We start from the raw sequence: 16,561 nt of genomic DNA, 5'->3' as shown, positions 1-16,561 counted from the left end.
GAGCGATGGAAGCCCAAGTGATGGAAGTCCGAGCGATCGAGCTGATCCGCCGGGTGCGGTACGGCCGGCTGGCGACCACCCGCCGGGCTCTCCCGTTCCTGGCGGTGGCCCGCCATCTCGTGATCGACGGGCGCGTGGTCCTGCGGATGCACAGCGGTCTCGGGCACCACGAGTCGTGCGACGGCACCGTGGTCGCGTACGGGGTGGACAACTTCGACGCGGCAGCCACCGGCGAGGGCGGCGGCGAGGACAGCGACGCCCTGTGGTCGGTGCAGTTCACCGGGCCCGCCGAGGTCGTGCACCCCACGGAGGAGCAGCGCACGCGCTTCGGTGCGGCGCCGCTGCAGGTCAACGGCGAACGGTTCGAGCCGGTCTATCTCCGCCTCGACCCGCACTTCGTCACCATGCACACTCTGGACTTCCACGCAAGTCAACCGACCCACCACGCAGCGTGATCTAACATTTGGTGAGTGCCGCGCTCATCTGTAACCCTCCCGCCTGTTCCGCCGGTCGGCGAGGTGCTGCGCCGCTATCCGAACGCCGGTGAGCCCCTCACCTGCAAGCCCATCACCCTGGGCCTCCTCAACCACGGCTACCGCGTCTCCACCACCCGCGGCTCGTACTTCCTCAAGCACCACCTCGACGACTCCACCGGCGACCGCGCGACGATCGTGCGCCAGCACCGCGCCACCCAGCGGCTGCAGTCGCTCGGGGTGCCTGTCGCTCCGCCCGTCGAGGACACGGAGGGCGACACGGTCACGGAGATCGGCGGCCGGTGCTACGCCCTGCACCCCTGGGTCGACGGACTGCACCGGGTCGGCGCCCAGCTGACCACCGCCCAGTCGCAGCGGCTCGGGGCACTCCTCGGAGCCGTACACACCGGGCTCGCGCAAGTGATGGAGAGGGGGGTGGCCCAGGCGCGCGGACATGCCGGCCCGGACGCCGCCGACACGTTCACCCTGATCGACGATCTGCTGGCCGCGGCGCGCGGCCGGCGCCCCCGGGACGCCTTCGACGAGCTGGCCGAACATCGCCTCGTCGAGCGGCGCGCCCTGCTGGAGCAGTACGCCGACCACCGGCCGCCCACCCCCGACATCCCGGCGACCGGCTGGGTGCACGGCGACTTCCACCCGCTGAACGTGCTGTACCGGGACGCGGACCCGGTCGCGATCATCGACTGGGACCGGCTGGGGGTGCAGCCGCGCGCCGAGGAGGCGGTAAGAGCCGCGGCGATCTTCTTCGTGCAGCCGACCGGGAAGCTGGAACTGGAGAAGGTACGGGCGTACGCGCGGGCCTACCGGCGGGCAGCCGGGGCGAGCGCCGCCGAACTCGCCGCCGCGGTGCACCGGGTGTGGTGGGAGCGGCTCAACGACTTCTGGATACTGCACTGGCGGTACCGCCTGCACGACCGAAGGGCCGACCCACAGTTTCCTGCGGTGTCGGCCCTGGCGGTCTGGTGGACGCGGGAGTACGAGGCGGTGCGCGAGGCCTTCACGGAGTGAGGGCGGGCAGGGCCACAGGGGCTCTACTGGGACGTACCGCCGGCCGCGCTGTCACCGGTGCTGGCGCCGTCCGCACCGGCGACGTCGCTGCCGCCCGGGGTGCCCGGAGCGGTGGCCGTGTCACTCGGCACGGGGCTCTCGCCACCGGTCGCGCCCTCGTTCGTCGTGCCGCCGGACGTGCCGGTGTCCGGCGGGGAGGCCGTCTCGGACGGGGCCTCGGTCGGTTTGCTGGGCGTGGTGGACGGCGTGGTGGACGGCTGTCGGCTCGGCTGCTGCTCACCACCGGTGGTTTCGTCCTGCGGCGGGACGACCTTCGTCTCCTCGTCGCTGGGCGCCTCCGAGCTCTTCGTCGGCGCCGGGGAGCTGGAGGTCGTGGTCGGCGTCTTTTTGTGATTGTTGTCGCCGGTGTTCGCCGCGTTGACCGCGATGGCGACACCGGCCCCGATCGCGATCAGCGCGAGGACGACGAACAGCCAGAGCTTGCCGCGGCCGCCGCCGCCCCCGTGACCGCCGTCGTATCCGCCGTCGTCCGGGTTCATCGGCGGCAGGATCGGGCCCTGCGAGGTGTCGCCGTGCTGCGGGTGCCCCATCGCCATCGTGCCGCCCGCCATGCCCATGGCGGGGGTGTGGCCGCCCTCGTGCATGGCGACCGGGCCGGTGTTCCAGGTGCCCGTGTGACCGCCCTGCACCTGAAGCATCTGCAGGCTGTACTGGACCAGCCCGCGCATCTCCTCGGCGCTCTGGAACCGGTCGTCCGGGTCCTTCGCGAGCGAACGCATGACGAGCCCGTCCAGCTCCGGCGGCACCACGTCCGCGACCTCGGACGGCGGGACCGGGATGTCCTGGACGTGCTGGTAGACGACGGAGAGCGGCGTCTCACCCGTGAACGGGGGCCGCAGCGCGAGGAGTTCGTACAGCAGACAGCCGGTGGCGTACAGATCGGAGCGGTGGTCGACGGCCTTGCCGAGTGCCTGCTCGGGGGAGAGGTACTGCGGCGTGCCCATGACCATGCCGGTCTGGGTCATGGTCGACTGTGCGCCGTGCAGCGCACGGGCGATGCCGAAGTCCATCACCTTGACCGCACCGGAGTGCGTGATGATCACGTTCGCCGGCTTGATGTCACGGTGCACGATGCCGTGCTGATGCGAGTAGGCGAGGGCCTCCAGCACCCCCGAGACGATGATCAGCGCCTGCTCCGGCGGCGGGGCCTCGGCATTGAGCAGCAGATCACGAATGGTGCGGCCCTCGACGAGCTCCATCACGATGTACGGGACGGTCTGGCCGCCCACGACGTCCTCGCCGGAGTCGTACACCGCGACGATCGCATGGTGGTTGAGGCCCGCGACCGACTGTGCCTCACGTGTGAACCGGGCCTTGGAGACCGGGTCCTCGGCAAGATCGGAACGGAGGAGCTTCACTGCGACCGTACGTCCGAGCCGGACGTCCTCGGCCGCGAAGACCTCGGCCATGCCGCCCCGGCCGAGCCGGTGCGTCATCCGATAACGTCCGTCACCGACCACACCGCCGATGCCCCAGGAGTCGGCCGCATCCGAAACTCCGCCGCCGCTTGCTTCGGGTTCGGGTGCCATCAGTCCTCGCCGTCGTATCTGTCCGCGCTTCCGCGCGTTCTCACGGTGTCTTGCTTGCCTTGCTGCATTGCCACGTCACGCTACAGCCTCTGCCGGACACCCCGTTTCGAGAGGGACGGGCCATCCAACCGGCTGCCGCACCGCTCACGCAAATTCCATGCGGTTCCTGTAACGCTTCCGAGACGCTTCCTGTGCGTAGGGTCACGGAACGGGCACCCGGCTTGACGTGTCGTACCCCTCGGGCAGACTTGGCGCGTAATAGGGATCTTCGCGTGAGACGCGCGCCGAGGGGGAGCAAGTCATGAGCCAGGACGGCGCACACGGTGCCCGGGGTCGCTACGCGGGCGGTTCGGTCGCCGGCGGCCGTTACCAGCTCCGTGACCTGCTCGGCGAAGGCGGAATGGCGTCCGTATATCTGGCGTACGACTCCGCACTCGACCGCCAGGTGGCGATCAAGACGCTGCACACCGAGCTGGGGCGCGAGCAGTCCTTCCGTGAGCGGTTCCGGCGCGAGGCGCAGGCTGTTGCCAAGCTGCAGCACACCAACATCGTCTCGGTCTTCGACACCGGCGAGGACGAGCTCGGCGGCGCGCTGATGCCGTACATCGTCATGGAGTACGTGGAGGGGGAGCCGCTCGGCTCCGTACTCCAGGCGGACATTCGTGATCACGGTGCGATGCCGGCCGAAAAGGCGCTCAAGGTGACCGGCGACGTGCTGGCCGCGCTGGACACCAGCCACGAAATGGGCCTGGTCCACCGCGACATCAAGCCCGGTAACGTCATGGTGACCAAGCGTGGTGTCGTGAAGGTCATGGACTTCGGCATCGCCCGCGCCATGCAGTCGGGCGTCACGTCGATGACGCAGACCGGCATGGTCGTCGGCACTCCCCAGTACCTCTCTCCCGAACAGGCCCTCGGCCGTGGCGTGGACGCGCGCTCCGACCTGTACTCGGTCGGCATCATGCTGTTCCAGCTGCTGACCGGCCGGATTCCGTTCGACGCGGACTCTCCGCTCGCCATCGCGTACGCACACGTCCAGGAGGAGCCGGTCGCGCCGTCCTCCATCAACCGGTCGATCACCCCGGCGATGGACGCGCTGGTGGCCCGCGCGCTGAAGAAGAATCCGAACGAGCGCTTCCCCAGCGCCGCGGCGATGCAGGACGAGATCACGCGCGTGCTGAACGCGGGCGGCCGGACGGGCGCCCCGGTGATCGTCGGCGGCGGCGCACCGGCGAACAGCGGCTCGGGCGTCGGCTCGGCGGTCTTCCCGCCGGTCGACCAGTCCACACCGGCGCCGCAGAGCGTGCAGATGCCCTACCAGCCGCAGCAGTACCAGCAGCAGCCCGGCCCGTACGGCCCGCCGACACCGGCCCCTGCCTCTTCGCCGTCGTACGGCTACCCGCAGGCGAACCCGGCATACGGGACCCCGGCGCCGATGCAGCATCAGTACCGGACACCGGCGCCGTACGACATCGCACCGCAGCCGGTGGGTGGCGGCGGTTCCGGCAGCGGTGGTGGCAGCAAGCGGAACATGCCCGTGATCGTGGGCTCGATCGTGGTCGCGTTGATCGCGATCGGCGGGCTGATCACGGTGCTGTCACTGAAGGACGACCCGGGCTCGGACTCGGACAACGGCGGCGACCCGAGCAGCTCGGCGGTGGCCGGCGAGCACAAGGATCCGGAGCGGAACCGGACGATGAAGACCGAGGACTGCACGGACGCCATGGAGGACAACGACGACCCGAACAAGGTCGACGCGCCGAGCTTCCTGTACAAGGACATCGTCTCCGCGAAGGAATGCGCCCTGGCCGCGGGCTGGACGATCAAAACGATCGAGGTCGCCGGGAACACCTATGCCGAGGACCAGATCATCGACCAGTTCCCCTCTGCGGGTACCGCCATCCCCGAGAAGGGCGCCCACTTCGAGCTGCGCATCTCCACGGGCGACCCGGCCTGAGCAAGCCGGTAGCGCTGTTCGGCGGTAGCCCGTTCAGCGGTACCACTGCTCGGCGGCGGCGCTGTTCATACGGAAGTGACGGCCCGGCATGCGTGAGGTGTGCCGGGCCGGTTCGCCTCCCGATCCACCGGATGCCGGACATATCGGGACATGTGACGCTGACCTCATGGCTTCAGAACTCCTCCCCCCCTGGGCTTCGAGGTGCCTGGCCTGTCTGGTGATAGCGACGGGGGCGGCGCTAGGGCCGGTGCAGGGTCAGGCACGCGCGGACCAGCGCGAAACCGGCTGGATACCGGGGTCGGCACGCAGGTCGCCCAGCCCTTCGGCAGCCGCTCCGGCGGCCCCCGAGACCCCCACGACTCCCCCCTCCTCTCCGTCCAACGGGCTGTCCGTCGACTCCCCGGCCGATCCGGCCGCAGCTCCCCCGGCCGATCCGCCCGCCGCCCCTTCGGCCGATACGCTCATAGTCCCACCGGCCGAGCGGCCCCTCGCCCCTTCGGCCGAACCGCCGTCGAAACCTCGCACTCCGGCGGCTGCGACCCCGTCCGACAGCGCCCCGGCCACCCCCTCCGCCTCCGCCTCGGCGTCGGCGTCGGCGTCGCCGTCCGCTTCCGACCCGCCGTCGCCCTCACCCTCGCCCTCCGTTTCCGACTCACCCTCGCCCTCCGCTTCCGACCGGCCCTCACCCTCGCCCTCCGCTTCCGACCGGCCCTCGCCCTCGCCCTCCGCTTCCGACCGGCCCTCGCCCTCGCCCTCCGCTTCCGACCGGCCCTCGCCCTCCGCCAGTCCGTCCACCCGACGGCCCGCGCACCCCAAGGCGCAGCCCCCGCTCGCCGGGCGGCAGGCCGGGGAAGGGCGGCTGCGGCCCGGGCGGCCGTACACCCCGCGGGAGCTCGCGAAACGGGACGACTCCTTCGAACAGTCCGACCAGCTGCCCGCCGCGACGGCCCCGGCGGCGCCGCCCTCGGCGACGATCACCGCGACCACCACGGCCAGCGGCTCCCCGGTGCCGGGCCGGCTCGCGCCGCAGGCCCTCGAACAGCCCGCCGTGCGGCGGGTACGGCTGGTGTCACTGGGCACCGGAATCGCCCTGATAGGGCTGGGTCTGGGCTTCCTCGGGCTCCGTCTGCGCCGCACGAACTGAACGGCGCAGGGCTTGCACCCACCAACATACTCGGTATACATACTGAGTATGTCGATCCGTCATGGGCTCCTGGCCCTCCTGGAGCGCGGGCCTCGCTACGGCTCCCAGCTCCGCACCGAATTCGAGTCGCGCACCGGCTCCACCTGGCCCTTGAACGTCGGCCAGGTGTACACCACGCTCAGCAGGCTGGAACGCGACGGCATGGTCGTCCAGGACGGCGAGGACGATCAGGGACACGCCCTCTACTCGATCACCGACGACGGCCGCACCGAACTGCGGAACTGGTTCGAGACGCCCGTCGACCGCAGCAGCCCGCCCCGCGACGAGCTGGCGATCAAGCTCGCCATGGCCGTCGGTGCGCCCGGAGTCGACATCCGGGCCGTCATCCAGTCCCAGCGCCACCACACCGTGAAGGCGATGCAGGACTACACCCGGCTGAAGGCGCAGGCCCTCGCCGACGTCCCGGGCAACCGCGACGAGGTGGCCTGGCTGCTCGTACTGGAACAGCTGATCTTCCAGGCCGAGGCCGAGGCCCGCTGGCTGGACCACTGCGAGTCGCGGCTGGTCCGCCTCGCCGAGGCCGCCGCCACGGATCCGGTACCGGAGGCGCGTACCGCCAACCCCGCCCAGGCGCGCACACCCGCCCGCCCGCGTACACGGCGCTGACCACCCGCGTACGCGGCACCGGCTGTCCTCGATCGCAGCGCTGCCCGCCCGCCTGCGCGGCATCCACCGCCTTCGACCGCATCGCCGACCGCCCGCCTGCGCGGTATTGACCACAGACCATTCCCGAGGGGGGAACCACTCACCATGTCCTCGCACGATCCGTCCGCAACCCCGTCGCCCCGGCTGTCCGCCGCGCCCCTGCCGGTCGACGCTCCCGTGCTCGAACTCCGCGCCCTCACACGTACCCACGGAACCGGCATCGCCGAGGTGCACGCCCTGCGCGGCATCAATCTCTCGGTGCACACCGGTGAACTCGTCGCCGTGATGGGCCCGTCCGGCTCCGGCAAGTCCACCCTGCTCACCCTGGCCGGTGGTCTCGACACCGCGACCGGCGGTCAGGTGATCATCGAGGGTCAGGACATCTCCACCCTCGGCCGCAAGGGCGTCGCGGCCCTGCGCCGGCGCAGCGTCGGCTATGTCTTCCAGGACTACAACCTGATCCCGGCGCTGACCGCCGCCGAGAACATCTCGCTGCCGCGCGAACTCGACGGGGTCTCCGTTCGCAAGGCACGCAAGGAGGCGCGGGCCGCGCTGGAGGAGATGAACCTCCTGCAGATCGCCGACCGGTTCCCCGACGAGATGTCCGGCGGCCAGCAGCAGCGGGTCGCGATCGCCCGCGCGCTGGTGGGGGACCGGCGCCTGGTGCTCGCCGACGAACCGACCGGGGCGCTCGACTCGGAGACCGGTGAGGCCGTCCTCGCCCTGCTGCGCAACCGGTGCGACCAGGGTGCGGCCGGGGTGATGGTGACGCATGAGCCGCGGTACGCCGCCTGGGCGGACCGGGTCGTGTTCCTCCGGGACGGCTCGATCGTCGACCAGACACTGACCGCCGGTGCCGACTCGCTGCTCGCCGCCGAGGGCGCCAAGTGAGCGTGTTCACGGGCTGGCGTGCCGCCCTCAGGATCGCCCGGCGCGACGCGATGCGGGCCAAGGGCCGCAGCGCACTGGTCGTCGCGATGATCGCACTGCCGGTGCTCGGGGTGACGGCCGCCGATGTGACGTACCGCAGTGTGGAGCCGACCCGGGCCGAGAAGCTGAAGGCCTCGATGGGCTCCGCGGACGCGCTGTTCAGCGATCCGGGGATGGGGGCGGGCGCGATTCAGCAGATGCCCGACGGGCAGTCGTACGGCCCGGCTTCGGAGGACAGCGCGCGGCCGGGCGGCGAACCCGTTCCGCCGATCGACATAAGGGCCGCACTCCCCAAAGGTGCGCACGCAATCAGCATCCAGTCCGTCCCGGCCACCGTCACCACCAAGTACGGCATCACCACCGCCGACATCGTCGAGTTCCGGACGTCGGACCCGATGGCCCGCGGCAAGGTCACCCTCGTGCGGGGCGCCTTCCCGCACGGCGACGGCGAGATGGCTGCCACCGAGCCCTTCCTGACGAAGTCGGGGCTGCACGTCGGTTCGCGCACCACTCTGCACGGCGCCGAGCGCACGTACACCATCACCGGTGTCGTGGAACAGCCCGACGACCTCAAGTCCGCGGCGCTGTACGCCGAGCCGGGGGCGGTCATCGCCCCGTGGACGAGCATGGCCAAGCACGACAAGAAGGTGCTGCCGCCGAATGCCGACTCCAGGGACTGGCTGGTCAAGGGGGCCGACGGAGCCGGCGTGAGCTGGTCCGACGTGCTCGCCGCCAACGCGCGGGGCATCCTCGTCGTGTCCCGGCAGGTCGTCCTCGACCCGCCGCCGGACTCCGAGGTCCCGATGGCCCGGACCATGAGCGGCAGCTCGTACGGCGGTTCCGAGGAGCTCAGCGCGGCGCTGATCACCGTGGTCGCCATGGCCGTCCTGGAGCTCGTGCTGCTCGCCGGACCGGCCTTCGCGGTCGGCGCCCGCCGCTCCCGCCGCCAGCTCGGCCTCGTCGGTACGTGCGGTGGAGACCGGCGCCATGTCCGGGCCGTGGTGCTCTCCGGCGGGCTGGTACTCGGCGGCGTCGGTGCCGTGGCCGGTGTCGCGGCCGGATTCGCGCTCACGGCGGTGTTCCGCCCGATGATCGAGGGCTGGGCCGGAAACCGCTTCGGATCGCTGGCCGTGCGCCCGTCGGAGCTGCTGATCATCGCCGTGATCGGTCTCGTCACGGGCTTGCTGGCAGCGCTCGTACCCGCGATCGTGGCGAGCCGGCAGTCCGTGCTGGAGTCGCTCAGTGGCCGCCGCGGCATCCGCCGCAGCTCCCGGGTACTGCCGGTGCTGGGCTCCATCACCCTGCTGATCGGCATCGCGGTCGCGGTCTACGGCGGCACCAGCGGCAACTCGACACTGGTCGCCGGCGGGTCGGTCGTCGCCGAACTCGGCCTGCTCGGCTGCATCCCGGTGATCGTCGGCTTCCTCGGACGGCTCGGCCGCCGGCTGCCGCTCTCCCCGCGGATGGCGTTGCGCGACGCGGCCCGCAACCGGGGGCGTACGGCCCCCGCGGTCGCAGCCGTGATGGCAGCCGTCGCGGGTTCGGTGGCCATCGCCACTTACATGTCCAGCGGCCAGGCCGAGTCGGAGTTCGAGTACACCGCGAACCTCACCCCGGGCACGGTCGCGCTCGTCGCCTCCGACGGCAAGGCGGCCGACCGGCTCCCGCTCGCCCGCGCCGCCGTCGAACGCAACCTCGCCGTCACCGGTGGACACGCCGACGTCGGCCGGGTCTGGGCGGGCAGCGACTGCAACGTCTACTACGAGGAGGGGGACGACTGCGGTTCGGTCGAGCTGATCAAGCCCGCCGGCAAGGGCCACTCCTGCCCGCTCGTCGGCAAGGGCGCCAAAGAGCTCGCCGCGAGTCTCTCCGCGGAAGAGCACAGGAAGCTGATGCGGTCCCCCGCCTGCCTGGACGAACTCATGTACGCGGGCCCGTTCATCGGCATGGCGGACGGCGTCGTCCTGGGCGACGCCAAGTTCCTCTCCACCTATGTGAAGCTCCAGGACCCGGCGGCCGCCAAGGCCCTGGAGGCCGGCACGCCCGTGCTGCTCAACCCGGCGTACGCGAAGAACGGCGAGGTCACCCTCAAGGCCGTCCACAGGTACAGCGACCGCGACAAGAAGAACCGCAAGCTGCACCCGGGCAAGGCCGAAACCCGTACCGACCGGCTGAAGGTGTATCAGGCACCCGAGCGGTACGCCACCACACCCGGGGTCCGCATGATCCTGCCCCTGCAGACAGCGGAACAGCTCGGTCTGCACACCGCGATGAACGGCAATGTCTACGCGGTCGCCCATGAGCCGACGGACAGCGAGGACCAGCGGGTCTCGGCGGCGATCGAAGTGGCCGGTGGTGGGATCTATCTCCAGTCGGAGACGGGTCCGTCCGGGCGGGAGGACACGATCCTGCTGTTCCTCTCCCTGTTCGCCGGTGTGGTGACCCTGGGCGCGGCCGCGATCGCGACCGGTCTCGCCAAGGCCGACGCGGAGGCAGACCTCACCACGCTCAGCGCGGTGGGTGCACCCCCACGCGTGCGGCGCACCCTCTCCGGTTTCCAGTGCCTGGTCGTCGCGCTCACCGGCGTCCTGCTCGGTACGGCGGCCGGTCTGGTGCCCGCGGTGGCGCTCCGGCTCATCGATCTGCGTGAGGCGCTGAAGAACATGCGGGCGGAGCCGATGGCATCCGCATACACGCCGATCGTGCTGCCGTGGGCAACCATTGGGTTGCTGGCCGTGGTGGTACCGCTGCTGGCCGGGCTGGGTGCGGCGGCGTTCACCCGCTCACGGCAGACCGTGGCGCGCCGGGCCGGGTGACGCGCGGCCGGACACTGTGGTCGACGGCTGATTGCGGGGCTGACCGGGCGGTTTCATTGCCCCCGAGAATGGTGGATCAACCGTATTCGGGGGCACCACCCTGTTGAACAGCACGTGTGCGAGACAATGGCGGCATGGAGATGCCGAGGAATGAACGGTCGCACGAGCACCCCCAAGTCCTCGTAGTGGGACAGGACGGCATGGCGATCGGCGGCGGTGGTGGTACTGACGACGAATCGCGTGAGGTCCCGGTGACAGAAATGGTCGAACAGCCCGCGAAGGTCATGCGCATCGGCAGCATGATCAAGCAGCTCCTGGAAGAGGTCAGGGCGGCTCCTCTCGATGAGGCGAGCCGGGTCCGGCTGAAGGAGATCCACGCAAGCTCCGTCAAGGAGCTGGAGGACGGCCTCGCGCCGGAACTGGTGGAGGAGCTCGAACGGCTCTCCCTGCCGTTCACTGAGGAGTCGGTCCCCTCCGAAGCGGAACTCCGGATTGCACAAGCCCAGTTGGTGGGCTGGCTGGAGGGTCTCTTCCACGGCATCCAGACGGCACTGTTCGCCCAGCAGATGGCGGCCCGAGCGCAGTTGGAACAGATGCGCCGCGCGCTTCCGCCGGGCAGCGGTCACGAGGACGACGACTCGGACCCGCACGGAGCGATCCGATCGGGCCCGTACCTGTAAGGCCGTACGCCGGTTTCCGTACCTCAACCTCATCCACGTACATACGAACAGCGGGCCCGGCACACAGGAGCGTGTGCCGGGCCCGCTGTCTCTCCGGCCGCGTTCAGGCCGCCGGCGTGCGCAGGAGCACCTTGCCGATGTGGGTGCTGGACTCCACCACCCGGTGAGCCTCCGCGGCGTCCGGCATCGGCAGCGTACGGTCCACGATCGGTCGGACCACGCCACTGCCGATCAGCGGCCACACATGCTCGCGCACGGCGGCGACGATGGCGGCCTTCTCGGCGAGCGGACGCCCGCGCAGGGACGTTGCGGTGATCGCGGCGCGCTTGTTCAGCAGAGCGCCCAGATTGAGATCGCCCTTGACGCCACCCTGGAGGCCGATGATGGCGAGCCTGCCGTTGACGGCGAGCGCCTTCACATTCCGGTCCAGGTACTTCGCACCGACGATGTCGAGGATGACGTCCGCGCCCGCCCCGTCCGTCGCCTTGCTCAGCTCCTCGACGAAGTCCTGCTCCCGGTAGTCGATCAGGATGTCGGCTCCGAGCTCCGCGCACCGCGCCAGCTTCTCGGGACCGCCCGCGGTCACCGCGACCCGTGCGCCCACGGCCTTGGCGAGCTGGATCGCCATCGTGCCGATACCGCTGGAGCCTCCGTGCACCAACAGCGTCTCGCCGGGGCGCAGATGGGCCACCATGAACACGTTCGACCAGACCGTGGCCGTCACCTCGGGCAGTGCCGCGGCCACTGCCGGATCGACGCCGTCCGGCACGGGCAGAAGCTGCCCGGCAGGTACGGCGACCTTCTCCGCGTAACCGCCGCCCGCGAGCAGCGCACACACCTCGTCGCCGACCGACCAGCCGGTGACACCGGGGCCGACCTCCGCGATCCGGCCGGCGCACTCCAGACCGGGGTACGGGGACGCGCCGGGCGGTGGGTTGTAGAAGCCCTGCCGTTGCAGAACATCGGCGCGGTTGACCGCGCTGGACACGACCTCGACGAGGACCTCGCCCTCGCCGGGTACGGGATCGGGGACCTCGGCCCATACGAGCGCCTCGGGGCCGCCGGGTGCGGGGATTGTGATCGCATGCATGGCGGCGAGGCTACTCCGTGGCGGCGGCGCGACGGGTCGGTGGCGGGGTTACGACGCGTCGCGGTCGCCTGCCGTCCGAGGCGGACGACACGTTGCCCGCCTTCTGTCCGAGGCGCGCGACCGATCGCGGACTAGTCACCACAGGCTGTCACGCCCCTTGCTGGCGCGGCGTATTCAGTGGCGTGGCGCGGCCCGAGACACGCACGATCGTGATCAGGCGATCCGTCAACTGCAGCGGACTGGCAGCCGGATCGTCGTAACCGATCAGCCGGTGGCCGCGCAGCACGCTCACGACCAGATCATCGGTCTCCCGGACACTCTTGCCGACCTCGGCCTTTATCACCGGCCGTTCGACAAGATCGAGGCCGGTGCCCTGCTGGATGAGATCCTCCATCACCGTGCCCGCACTGGGACTGAGGACGGAGAGGCCGAGCAGCCGGCCTGCCGCACTGGCGCTGGTGATCACGGCGTCGGCTCCGGACTGCCGCAGCAGCGGGGCGTTCTCCTCCTCGCGAACCGCAGCGACGATCTTCGCGCCGCGATTGAGCTGCCGCGCGGTCAGTGTGACCAGCACCGCCGTGTCGTCGCGCTGAGTGGCGATGATGACCTGTCGCGCCTTCTGGATCTCGGCCCGCAGCAGAACATCGCTGCGCGTCGCATCGCCGACGACCCCCACGAACCCCTCGGCGTTGGCGGACTCGATCACCTTGGTCGCCGGGTCGACGATCACGATCTGTTCCTTCTTCAGACCGGTGGCGCAGAGCGTCTGGATCGCCGACCGGCCCTTGGTGCCGAAGCCGACGACAACGGTGTGGTCACGCAAGTTGGTTCTCCAACGGTTCAGCCGGAAGTCCTCCCGGGTCCGCTCCGTCAGGACCTCCAGGGTGGTGCCGACCAGAATGATCAGGAAGAGCACGCGCAGCGGTGTCACGAGCAGCACATTGGTCAGCCGTGCGGTGTCGCTGTACGGAGTGATGTCGCCGTACCCGGTGGTGGAGAGGGTGACCGTCGAGTAGTAGACGGCGTCCAGCAGATCCACCGAGCCATCGGCAGCGTCGTGGTAGCCGGCACGGTCGAGCCAGACGATCAGCACCGTGGCGGCCAGGACCAGTATCGCCATCAACAGCCGCTTGGCGACCTGCCGGAGAGGCCGGTCGACGACTCGGCGCGGAAGCAGGATCCGGGTGGTCACGAGGTGCTCGTCGAACCGCCGGGCCATCGCGTCGTGGCCGGGAAGTTTCACGTGAAACACCCTTCCGTCCACGGAGTCGCCGGGGCCCACGGCAGATCGAGGATCTCCACCTCGGTGCCGGACCGCACCCCGCCCGGTGGTACGACGGCCAGCCCGTCGGCGGCGGCGATCCCGCGGAGCATGGCCGGCCCGTTGTAGTGCAGAGGCACGACGTGCTCGACGCCGGCACCGGCCGCGCTGCCGGTGCCCTCTGCCGATCTGACCCGATGGACGACGGGGACCAAGCGGGTGTCGTGCGGGTGGCCGTGCACCTCGTCGCGTACGACGACCCGGTACGGCTCCTCCGGTGCGCGGCCGGCCAGCCCACGCAGGAGAGGCTCGGCGAGCGTGAGGAGACCGGAGACGGCAGCGAGCGGGTTGCCGGGCAGTCCGACGAGATACGGGCCACCGGAGGGCAGCCGGGCCAGCAACATCGGGTGGCCGGGGCGCACGGCTACGCCGTCGACCAGCAGCCCGGCGCCGATCTTGGCGAGGACCGGGTGGACATGGTCGACCGGACCCGCCGCAGTGCCCCCGGTGGTGATGACAAGGTCCGCTTCGGAGGTGGTGAGAGCGTGTTGGAGAGCCTCCGCGTCGTCGCCGAGACGGCGGGGGGCGGAGACCTCGGCGCCCAGGGCCCGCAGCCAGGGTCCGATCATGGGGCCCAGAGCGTCCCGGATCAGCCCGTCGTGCGGCAGACCGGCGGTGAGCAGTTCGTCCCCGAGGACGAGGACGTCGACACGCGGGCGGGGGACCGTCACCAACTCGTCGTATCCGGCAGCGGCGGACAGGCCGAGGACAGCGGGCGTCACCAGAGTTCCGGCGGGCAGCAGTTGATCGCCGGATCGGCACTCCTGGCCGCGCGGCCGGATGTCCTGCCCGGGGACCACCTGCCGTTGTGCGTACAACAGCCCCTTGGCCTCGTCCACATGGGCGTGTTCGCTCCGGATCACGGCAGTGGCATTCGCCGGGATGCGGGCGCCCGTGGCAATCCGTACGCCATCACCGTCGGGGAGCGGGGCCGGCGTGCTGTGCCCGGCGAGGATGCCCAGATCTCCGCTCCCGCCTTCGCCCTTGCCGAGCGCCCAGGGGCCAGGTCCGGCGACGACCCAGCCGTCCATGGCGGACGTATCGAACGACGGCAGATCCGTGAGCGCGGCCAGGGGTTCAGCCAGCACGTGTCCGAGTGTCCGGTCGAGGGGGAGACGCTGGGTACGGGGGGCGGCGCCGCGCCCGGCCCGCGCGGCAAGAGCACGAGCCTCACGCCAGGCGGTGGCCTGTCTGCGCCGGTCGCGAGCGGGGGCCTGACCGGAACTCCGGCCGGAATCGTGACCGGAACCGTTGCCAGGACCGTTGCCGGGCTTCTGATCAGGGCTGTGACCGGGGCTCGGGGCAGCGCTGTGACCAGAACTGTGGTCGGAACGGTGGTCAGAACTGTGGTCGGAAACCTGGCGAGGAGTGCCCCCGGAACTGGCGGCGCTGGGGCCGGGTCCGTGTTCGGGGCTCTGGCCGGAACTGGGACCAGTGCTCTGCCAGGGGCTCTGCGCCGAGTCCCCGACCTGGGGCTGCGACTGAGCCACGAATCGAGGCTCACGCGAAGACTGCCCCGCAACCAGCGCAAGAGCCTGATCGACAGCACGGTCCTCCTCGGCGGCACGGGCCTGCTCAGCGGCACGGGTCGCGTCGGCAGCACGGGGCACGTCGGCAGCACGGGTCGCATCGGCAGCACGGGGCACTTCCGCCATCGGGGCTTGCCCGTCGCCGTGAGCCACCCCGGCCGCCCGGCCTGAGTCCGTCGGGCAGGCCGGCTCGACGGCACCGGCCTCCTCCGCGGCGCGGCTCACCCGGGCCGCCCCGACCGCCTCAACCGACCCGGCCGCCCCGACCGCCGGCGGAGTAACCGCGGCGGCATACTCAGCCGTCGGGCGCCTGCTCCCCGGGTCCGGCGGAGGAGCCGGTGCCCGTTCCGCCGCCGGGCCATCTTCGGCCTTGCGTGGGTACGCCGTCATGGCGTCTCGGCCTCGTCCGCCCAGCGGAGGGCGAGCGCGGTCGCCTTTCGAGCAGCCTCGGCCACCGCCTCGGGTCCGCCCCCACCGTCGCTCGCCTTCGCCGCCGCGTACCCGACCAGAAACGTCGTCAGGGGCGCGGCGGGCCGGGCGACGCCGTGGGCGGCATCGCGGGCGAGGTCGAGCAGGACGCCGGTGTCGACGTCGAGTTCGATGCCCAGTTCGTTCTTGACTGCGGTGATCCATTCGTCCAGCACGGTCCCATGCTCTCTGATACGGGCCCGGGCTGCAGCAATGTCTTCCCAGGTGTCGCAGTCGAACGAGGCGAGCGGACCCGCCTCGACGCGGGCGAGGTCCAGTTCGTGTGTCAGCAACCGCAGCGGCAGTCCGGCCAGACCGCCGTGCTCGGTGGCGAGCAGAGCCAGCTCGCGGCGGAGCGGTTCGGCGCGGTAGACCGCGACCAAGGGCTGGTCCCGGCCGTCCTGATCGACGCACAGGGCCCCGTCACGGTCCCCGTGCCCGGCGGCGGCCAGCAGCGCCTCGACCGTGCTCTCCCCCAGGAACGGGAGGTCGGCGGAGAGTACGAGCACGCGCTCCGCGCTCGTATGCCGTACCCCGGCGCCGAGTGCCGCCAACGGGCCCCCGCCCTGCGGCTCTTCGCGTGTCCAGGTCACAGCGCGCGGGGTGGGCCGGCGACCGCCCACCACGACGGTGGTGGCGGCATCGGTGCAGGCGGCGAGCACCCGGTCGAGCAGTGCCCGGCCACCGACCCGAACGGCCGGCTTGTCGGCACCCCCGAGGCGCTTGGCGGCCCCTCCGGCAAGAACGATGGCGTCATACGCGGTCATGCCCCGAGTATGCGTGCCACACGCTCCCGTTGAACCTCCCCGCCCCCTCCCTCCTCGTCCTCC

Annotated in this window: 13 protein-coding genes; 7 read left to right on the top strand and 6 right to left on the bottom strand. The window is 71.0% G+C overall.

The genetic code is table 11. The annotated features are described in order from the left end of the window. The first annotated feature begins 20 nt into the window (after positions 1-20). Positions 21-455, top strand: a complete 435-nt coding sequence (locus ACWCP8_RS13735) for a pyridoxamine 5'-phosphate oxidase family protein (RefSeq protein ID WP_352263849.1) — start codon at positions 21-23, stop codon at positions 453-455. 63 nt (positions 456-518) lie between these two features. Next, a complete protein-coding gene (locus tag ACWCP8_RS13730; protein ID WP_355999699.1) occupies positions 519-1,502 on the top strand; it encodes a phosphotransferase in 984 nt (327 codons plus the stop codon). Between the two features lie 23 nt (positions 1,503-1,525). On the opposite strand, the gene ACWCP8_RS13725 is transcribed toward ACWCP8_RS13730, so the two are convergent. Further along, on the bottom strand, positions 1,526-3,091 hold the full coding sequence (locus ACWCP8_RS13725; protein WP_451116028.1) for a protein kinase domain-containing protein: 1,566 nt from the start codon (positions 3,089-3,091) through the stop codon (positions 1,526-1,528). A gap of 301 nt (positions 3,092-3,392) precedes the next feature. Here ACWCP8_RS13725 and ACWCP8_RS13720 point away from each other — a divergent pair, with 301 nt between their 5' ends. Further along, positions 3,393-5,048, top strand: coding sequence for a protein kinase domain-containing protein (locus tag ACWCP8_RS13720; protein WP_352263853.1), 1,656 nt, complete (start codon positions 3,393-3,395; stop codon positions 5,046-5,048). 255 nt (positions 5,049-5,303) lie between these two features. Here ACWCP8_RS13720 and ACWCP8_RS13715 read toward each other — a convergent pair whose 3' ends face one another. Beyond that, positions 5,304-6,128 (bottom strand): hypothetical protein, encoded by an 825-nt coding sequence (locus ACWCP8_RS13715; protein WP_451116026.1) that lies wholly within the window; start codon positions 6,126-6,128, stop codon positions 5,304-5,306. Positions 6,129-6,240: 112 nt separating this feature from the next. Here ACWCP8_RS13715 and ACWCP8_RS13710 point away from each other — a divergent pair, with 112 nt between their 5' ends. From ACWCP8_RS13710 to ACWCP8_RS13695, 4 genes are all read left to right on the top strand, one after another. After that, positions 6,241-6,858 carry a PadR family transcriptional regulator gene (locus tag ACWCP8_RS13710; RefSeq protein WP_451116024.1) on the top strand — a complete coding sequence of 206 codons (618 nt, stop codon included), beginning with the start codon at positions 6,241-6,243 and terminating at the stop codon, positions 6,856-6,858. A gap of 144 nt (positions 6,859-7,002) precedes the next feature. Beyond that, on the top strand, positions 7,003-7,788 hold the full coding sequence (locus ACWCP8_RS13705) for an ABC transporter ATP-binding protein (RefSeq protein ID WP_352263859.1): 786 nt from the start codon (positions 7,003-7,005) through the stop codon (positions 7,786-7,788). Further along, positions 7,785-10,643, top strand: a complete 2,859-nt coding sequence (locus tag ACWCP8_RS13700) for an FtsX-like permease family protein (RefSeq protein WP_352263861.1) — start codon at positions 7,785-7,787, stop codon at positions 10,641-10,643. The genes ACWCP8_RS13705 and ACWCP8_RS13700 overlap by 4 nt, the downstream gene beginning before the upstream one ends. A gap of 134 nt (positions 10,644-10,777) precedes the next feature. After that, entirely contained in the window at positions 10,778-11,323 is a 546-nt protein-coding gene (locus ACWCP8_RS13695; RefSeq protein ID WP_352263863.1) for a bacterial proteasome activator family protein, read from the top strand. Between the two features lie 103 nt (positions 11,324-11,426). On the opposite strand, the gene ACWCP8_RS13690 is transcribed toward ACWCP8_RS13695, so the two are convergent. From ACWCP8_RS13690 to ACWCP8_RS13675, 4 genes are all read right to left on the bottom strand, one after another. Beyond that, positions 11,427-12,413: an NAD(P)H-quinone oxidoreductase gene (locus ACWCP8_RS13690; RefSeq protein ID WP_352263865.1), complete on the bottom strand. Its 987-nt coding sequence runs from the start codon at positions 12,411-12,413 to the stop codon at positions 11,427-11,429. Positions 12,414-12,561: 148 nt separating this feature from the next. Then, a complete protein-coding gene (locus ACWCP8_RS13685; protein ID WP_352263867.1) occupies positions 12,562-13,695 on the bottom strand; it encodes a potassium channel family protein in 1,134 nt (377 codons plus the stop codon). Next, positions 13,653-15,389, bottom strand: coding sequence for a molybdopterin molybdotransferase MoeA (locus ACWCP8_RS13680; RefSeq protein ID WP_451116081.1), 1,737 nt, complete (start codon positions 15,387-15,389; stop codon positions 13,653-13,655). The genes ACWCP8_RS13685 and ACWCP8_RS13680 overlap by 43 nt, the downstream gene beginning before the upstream one ends. 260 nt (positions 15,390-15,649) lie before the next feature. Next, on the bottom strand, positions 15,650-16,498 hold the full coding sequence (locus ACWCP8_RS13675) for an NTP transferase domain-containing protein (protein ID WP_352263869.1): 849 nt from the start codon (positions 16,496-16,498) through the stop codon (positions 15,650-15,652). Between the last annotated feature and the right edge of the window lie 63 nt (positions 16,499-16,561).

The sequence above is a fragment of the Streptomyces sp. NPDC002206 genome (genome assembly GCF_053593595.1).
This window is presented reverse-complemented; position numbering and strand designations above follow the sequence as displayed.

Bases quoted from the DNA above. Each gene is read 5' to 3' on its own strand.
- ACWCP8_RS13735 (WP_352263849.1), top strand. From the start codon at position 21: ATGGAAGTCCGAGCGATCGAGCTGATCCGCCGGGTGCGGTACGGCCGG.
- ACWCP8_RS13725 (WP_451116028.1), bottom strand. From the start codon at position 3,091: ATGGCACCCGAACCCGAAGCAAGCGGCGGCGGAGTTTCGGATGCGGCC.
- ACWCP8_RS13720 (WP_352263853.1), top strand. From the start codon at position 3,393: ATGAGCCAGGACGGCGCACACGGTGCCCGGGGTCGCTACGCGGGCGGT.
- ACWCP8_RS13710 (WP_451116024.1), top strand. From the start codon at position 6,241: ATGTCGATCCGTCATGGGCTCCTGGCCCTCCTGGAGCGCGGGCCTCGC.
- ACWCP8_RS13705 (WP_352263859.1), top strand. From the start codon at position 7,003: ATGTCCTCGCACGATCCGTCCGCAACCCCGTCGCCCCGGCTGTCCGCC.
- ACWCP8_RS13695 (WP_352263863.1), top strand. From the start codon at position 10,778: ATGGAGATGCCGAGGAATGAACGGTCGCACGAGCACCCCCAAGTCCTC.
- ACWCP8_RS13690 (WP_352263865.1), bottom strand. From the start codon at position 12,413: ATGCATGCGATCACAATCCCCGCACCCGGCGGCCCCGAGGCGCTCGTA.
- ACWCP8_RS13680 (WP_451116081.1), bottom strand. From the start codon at position 15,389: ATGGCGGAAGTGCCCCGTGCTGCCGATGCGACCCGTGCTGCCGACGTG.
- ACWCP8_RS13675 (WP_352263869.1), bottom strand. From the start codon at position 16,498: ATGACCGCGTATGACGCCATCGTTCTTGCCGGAGGGGCCGCCAAGCGC.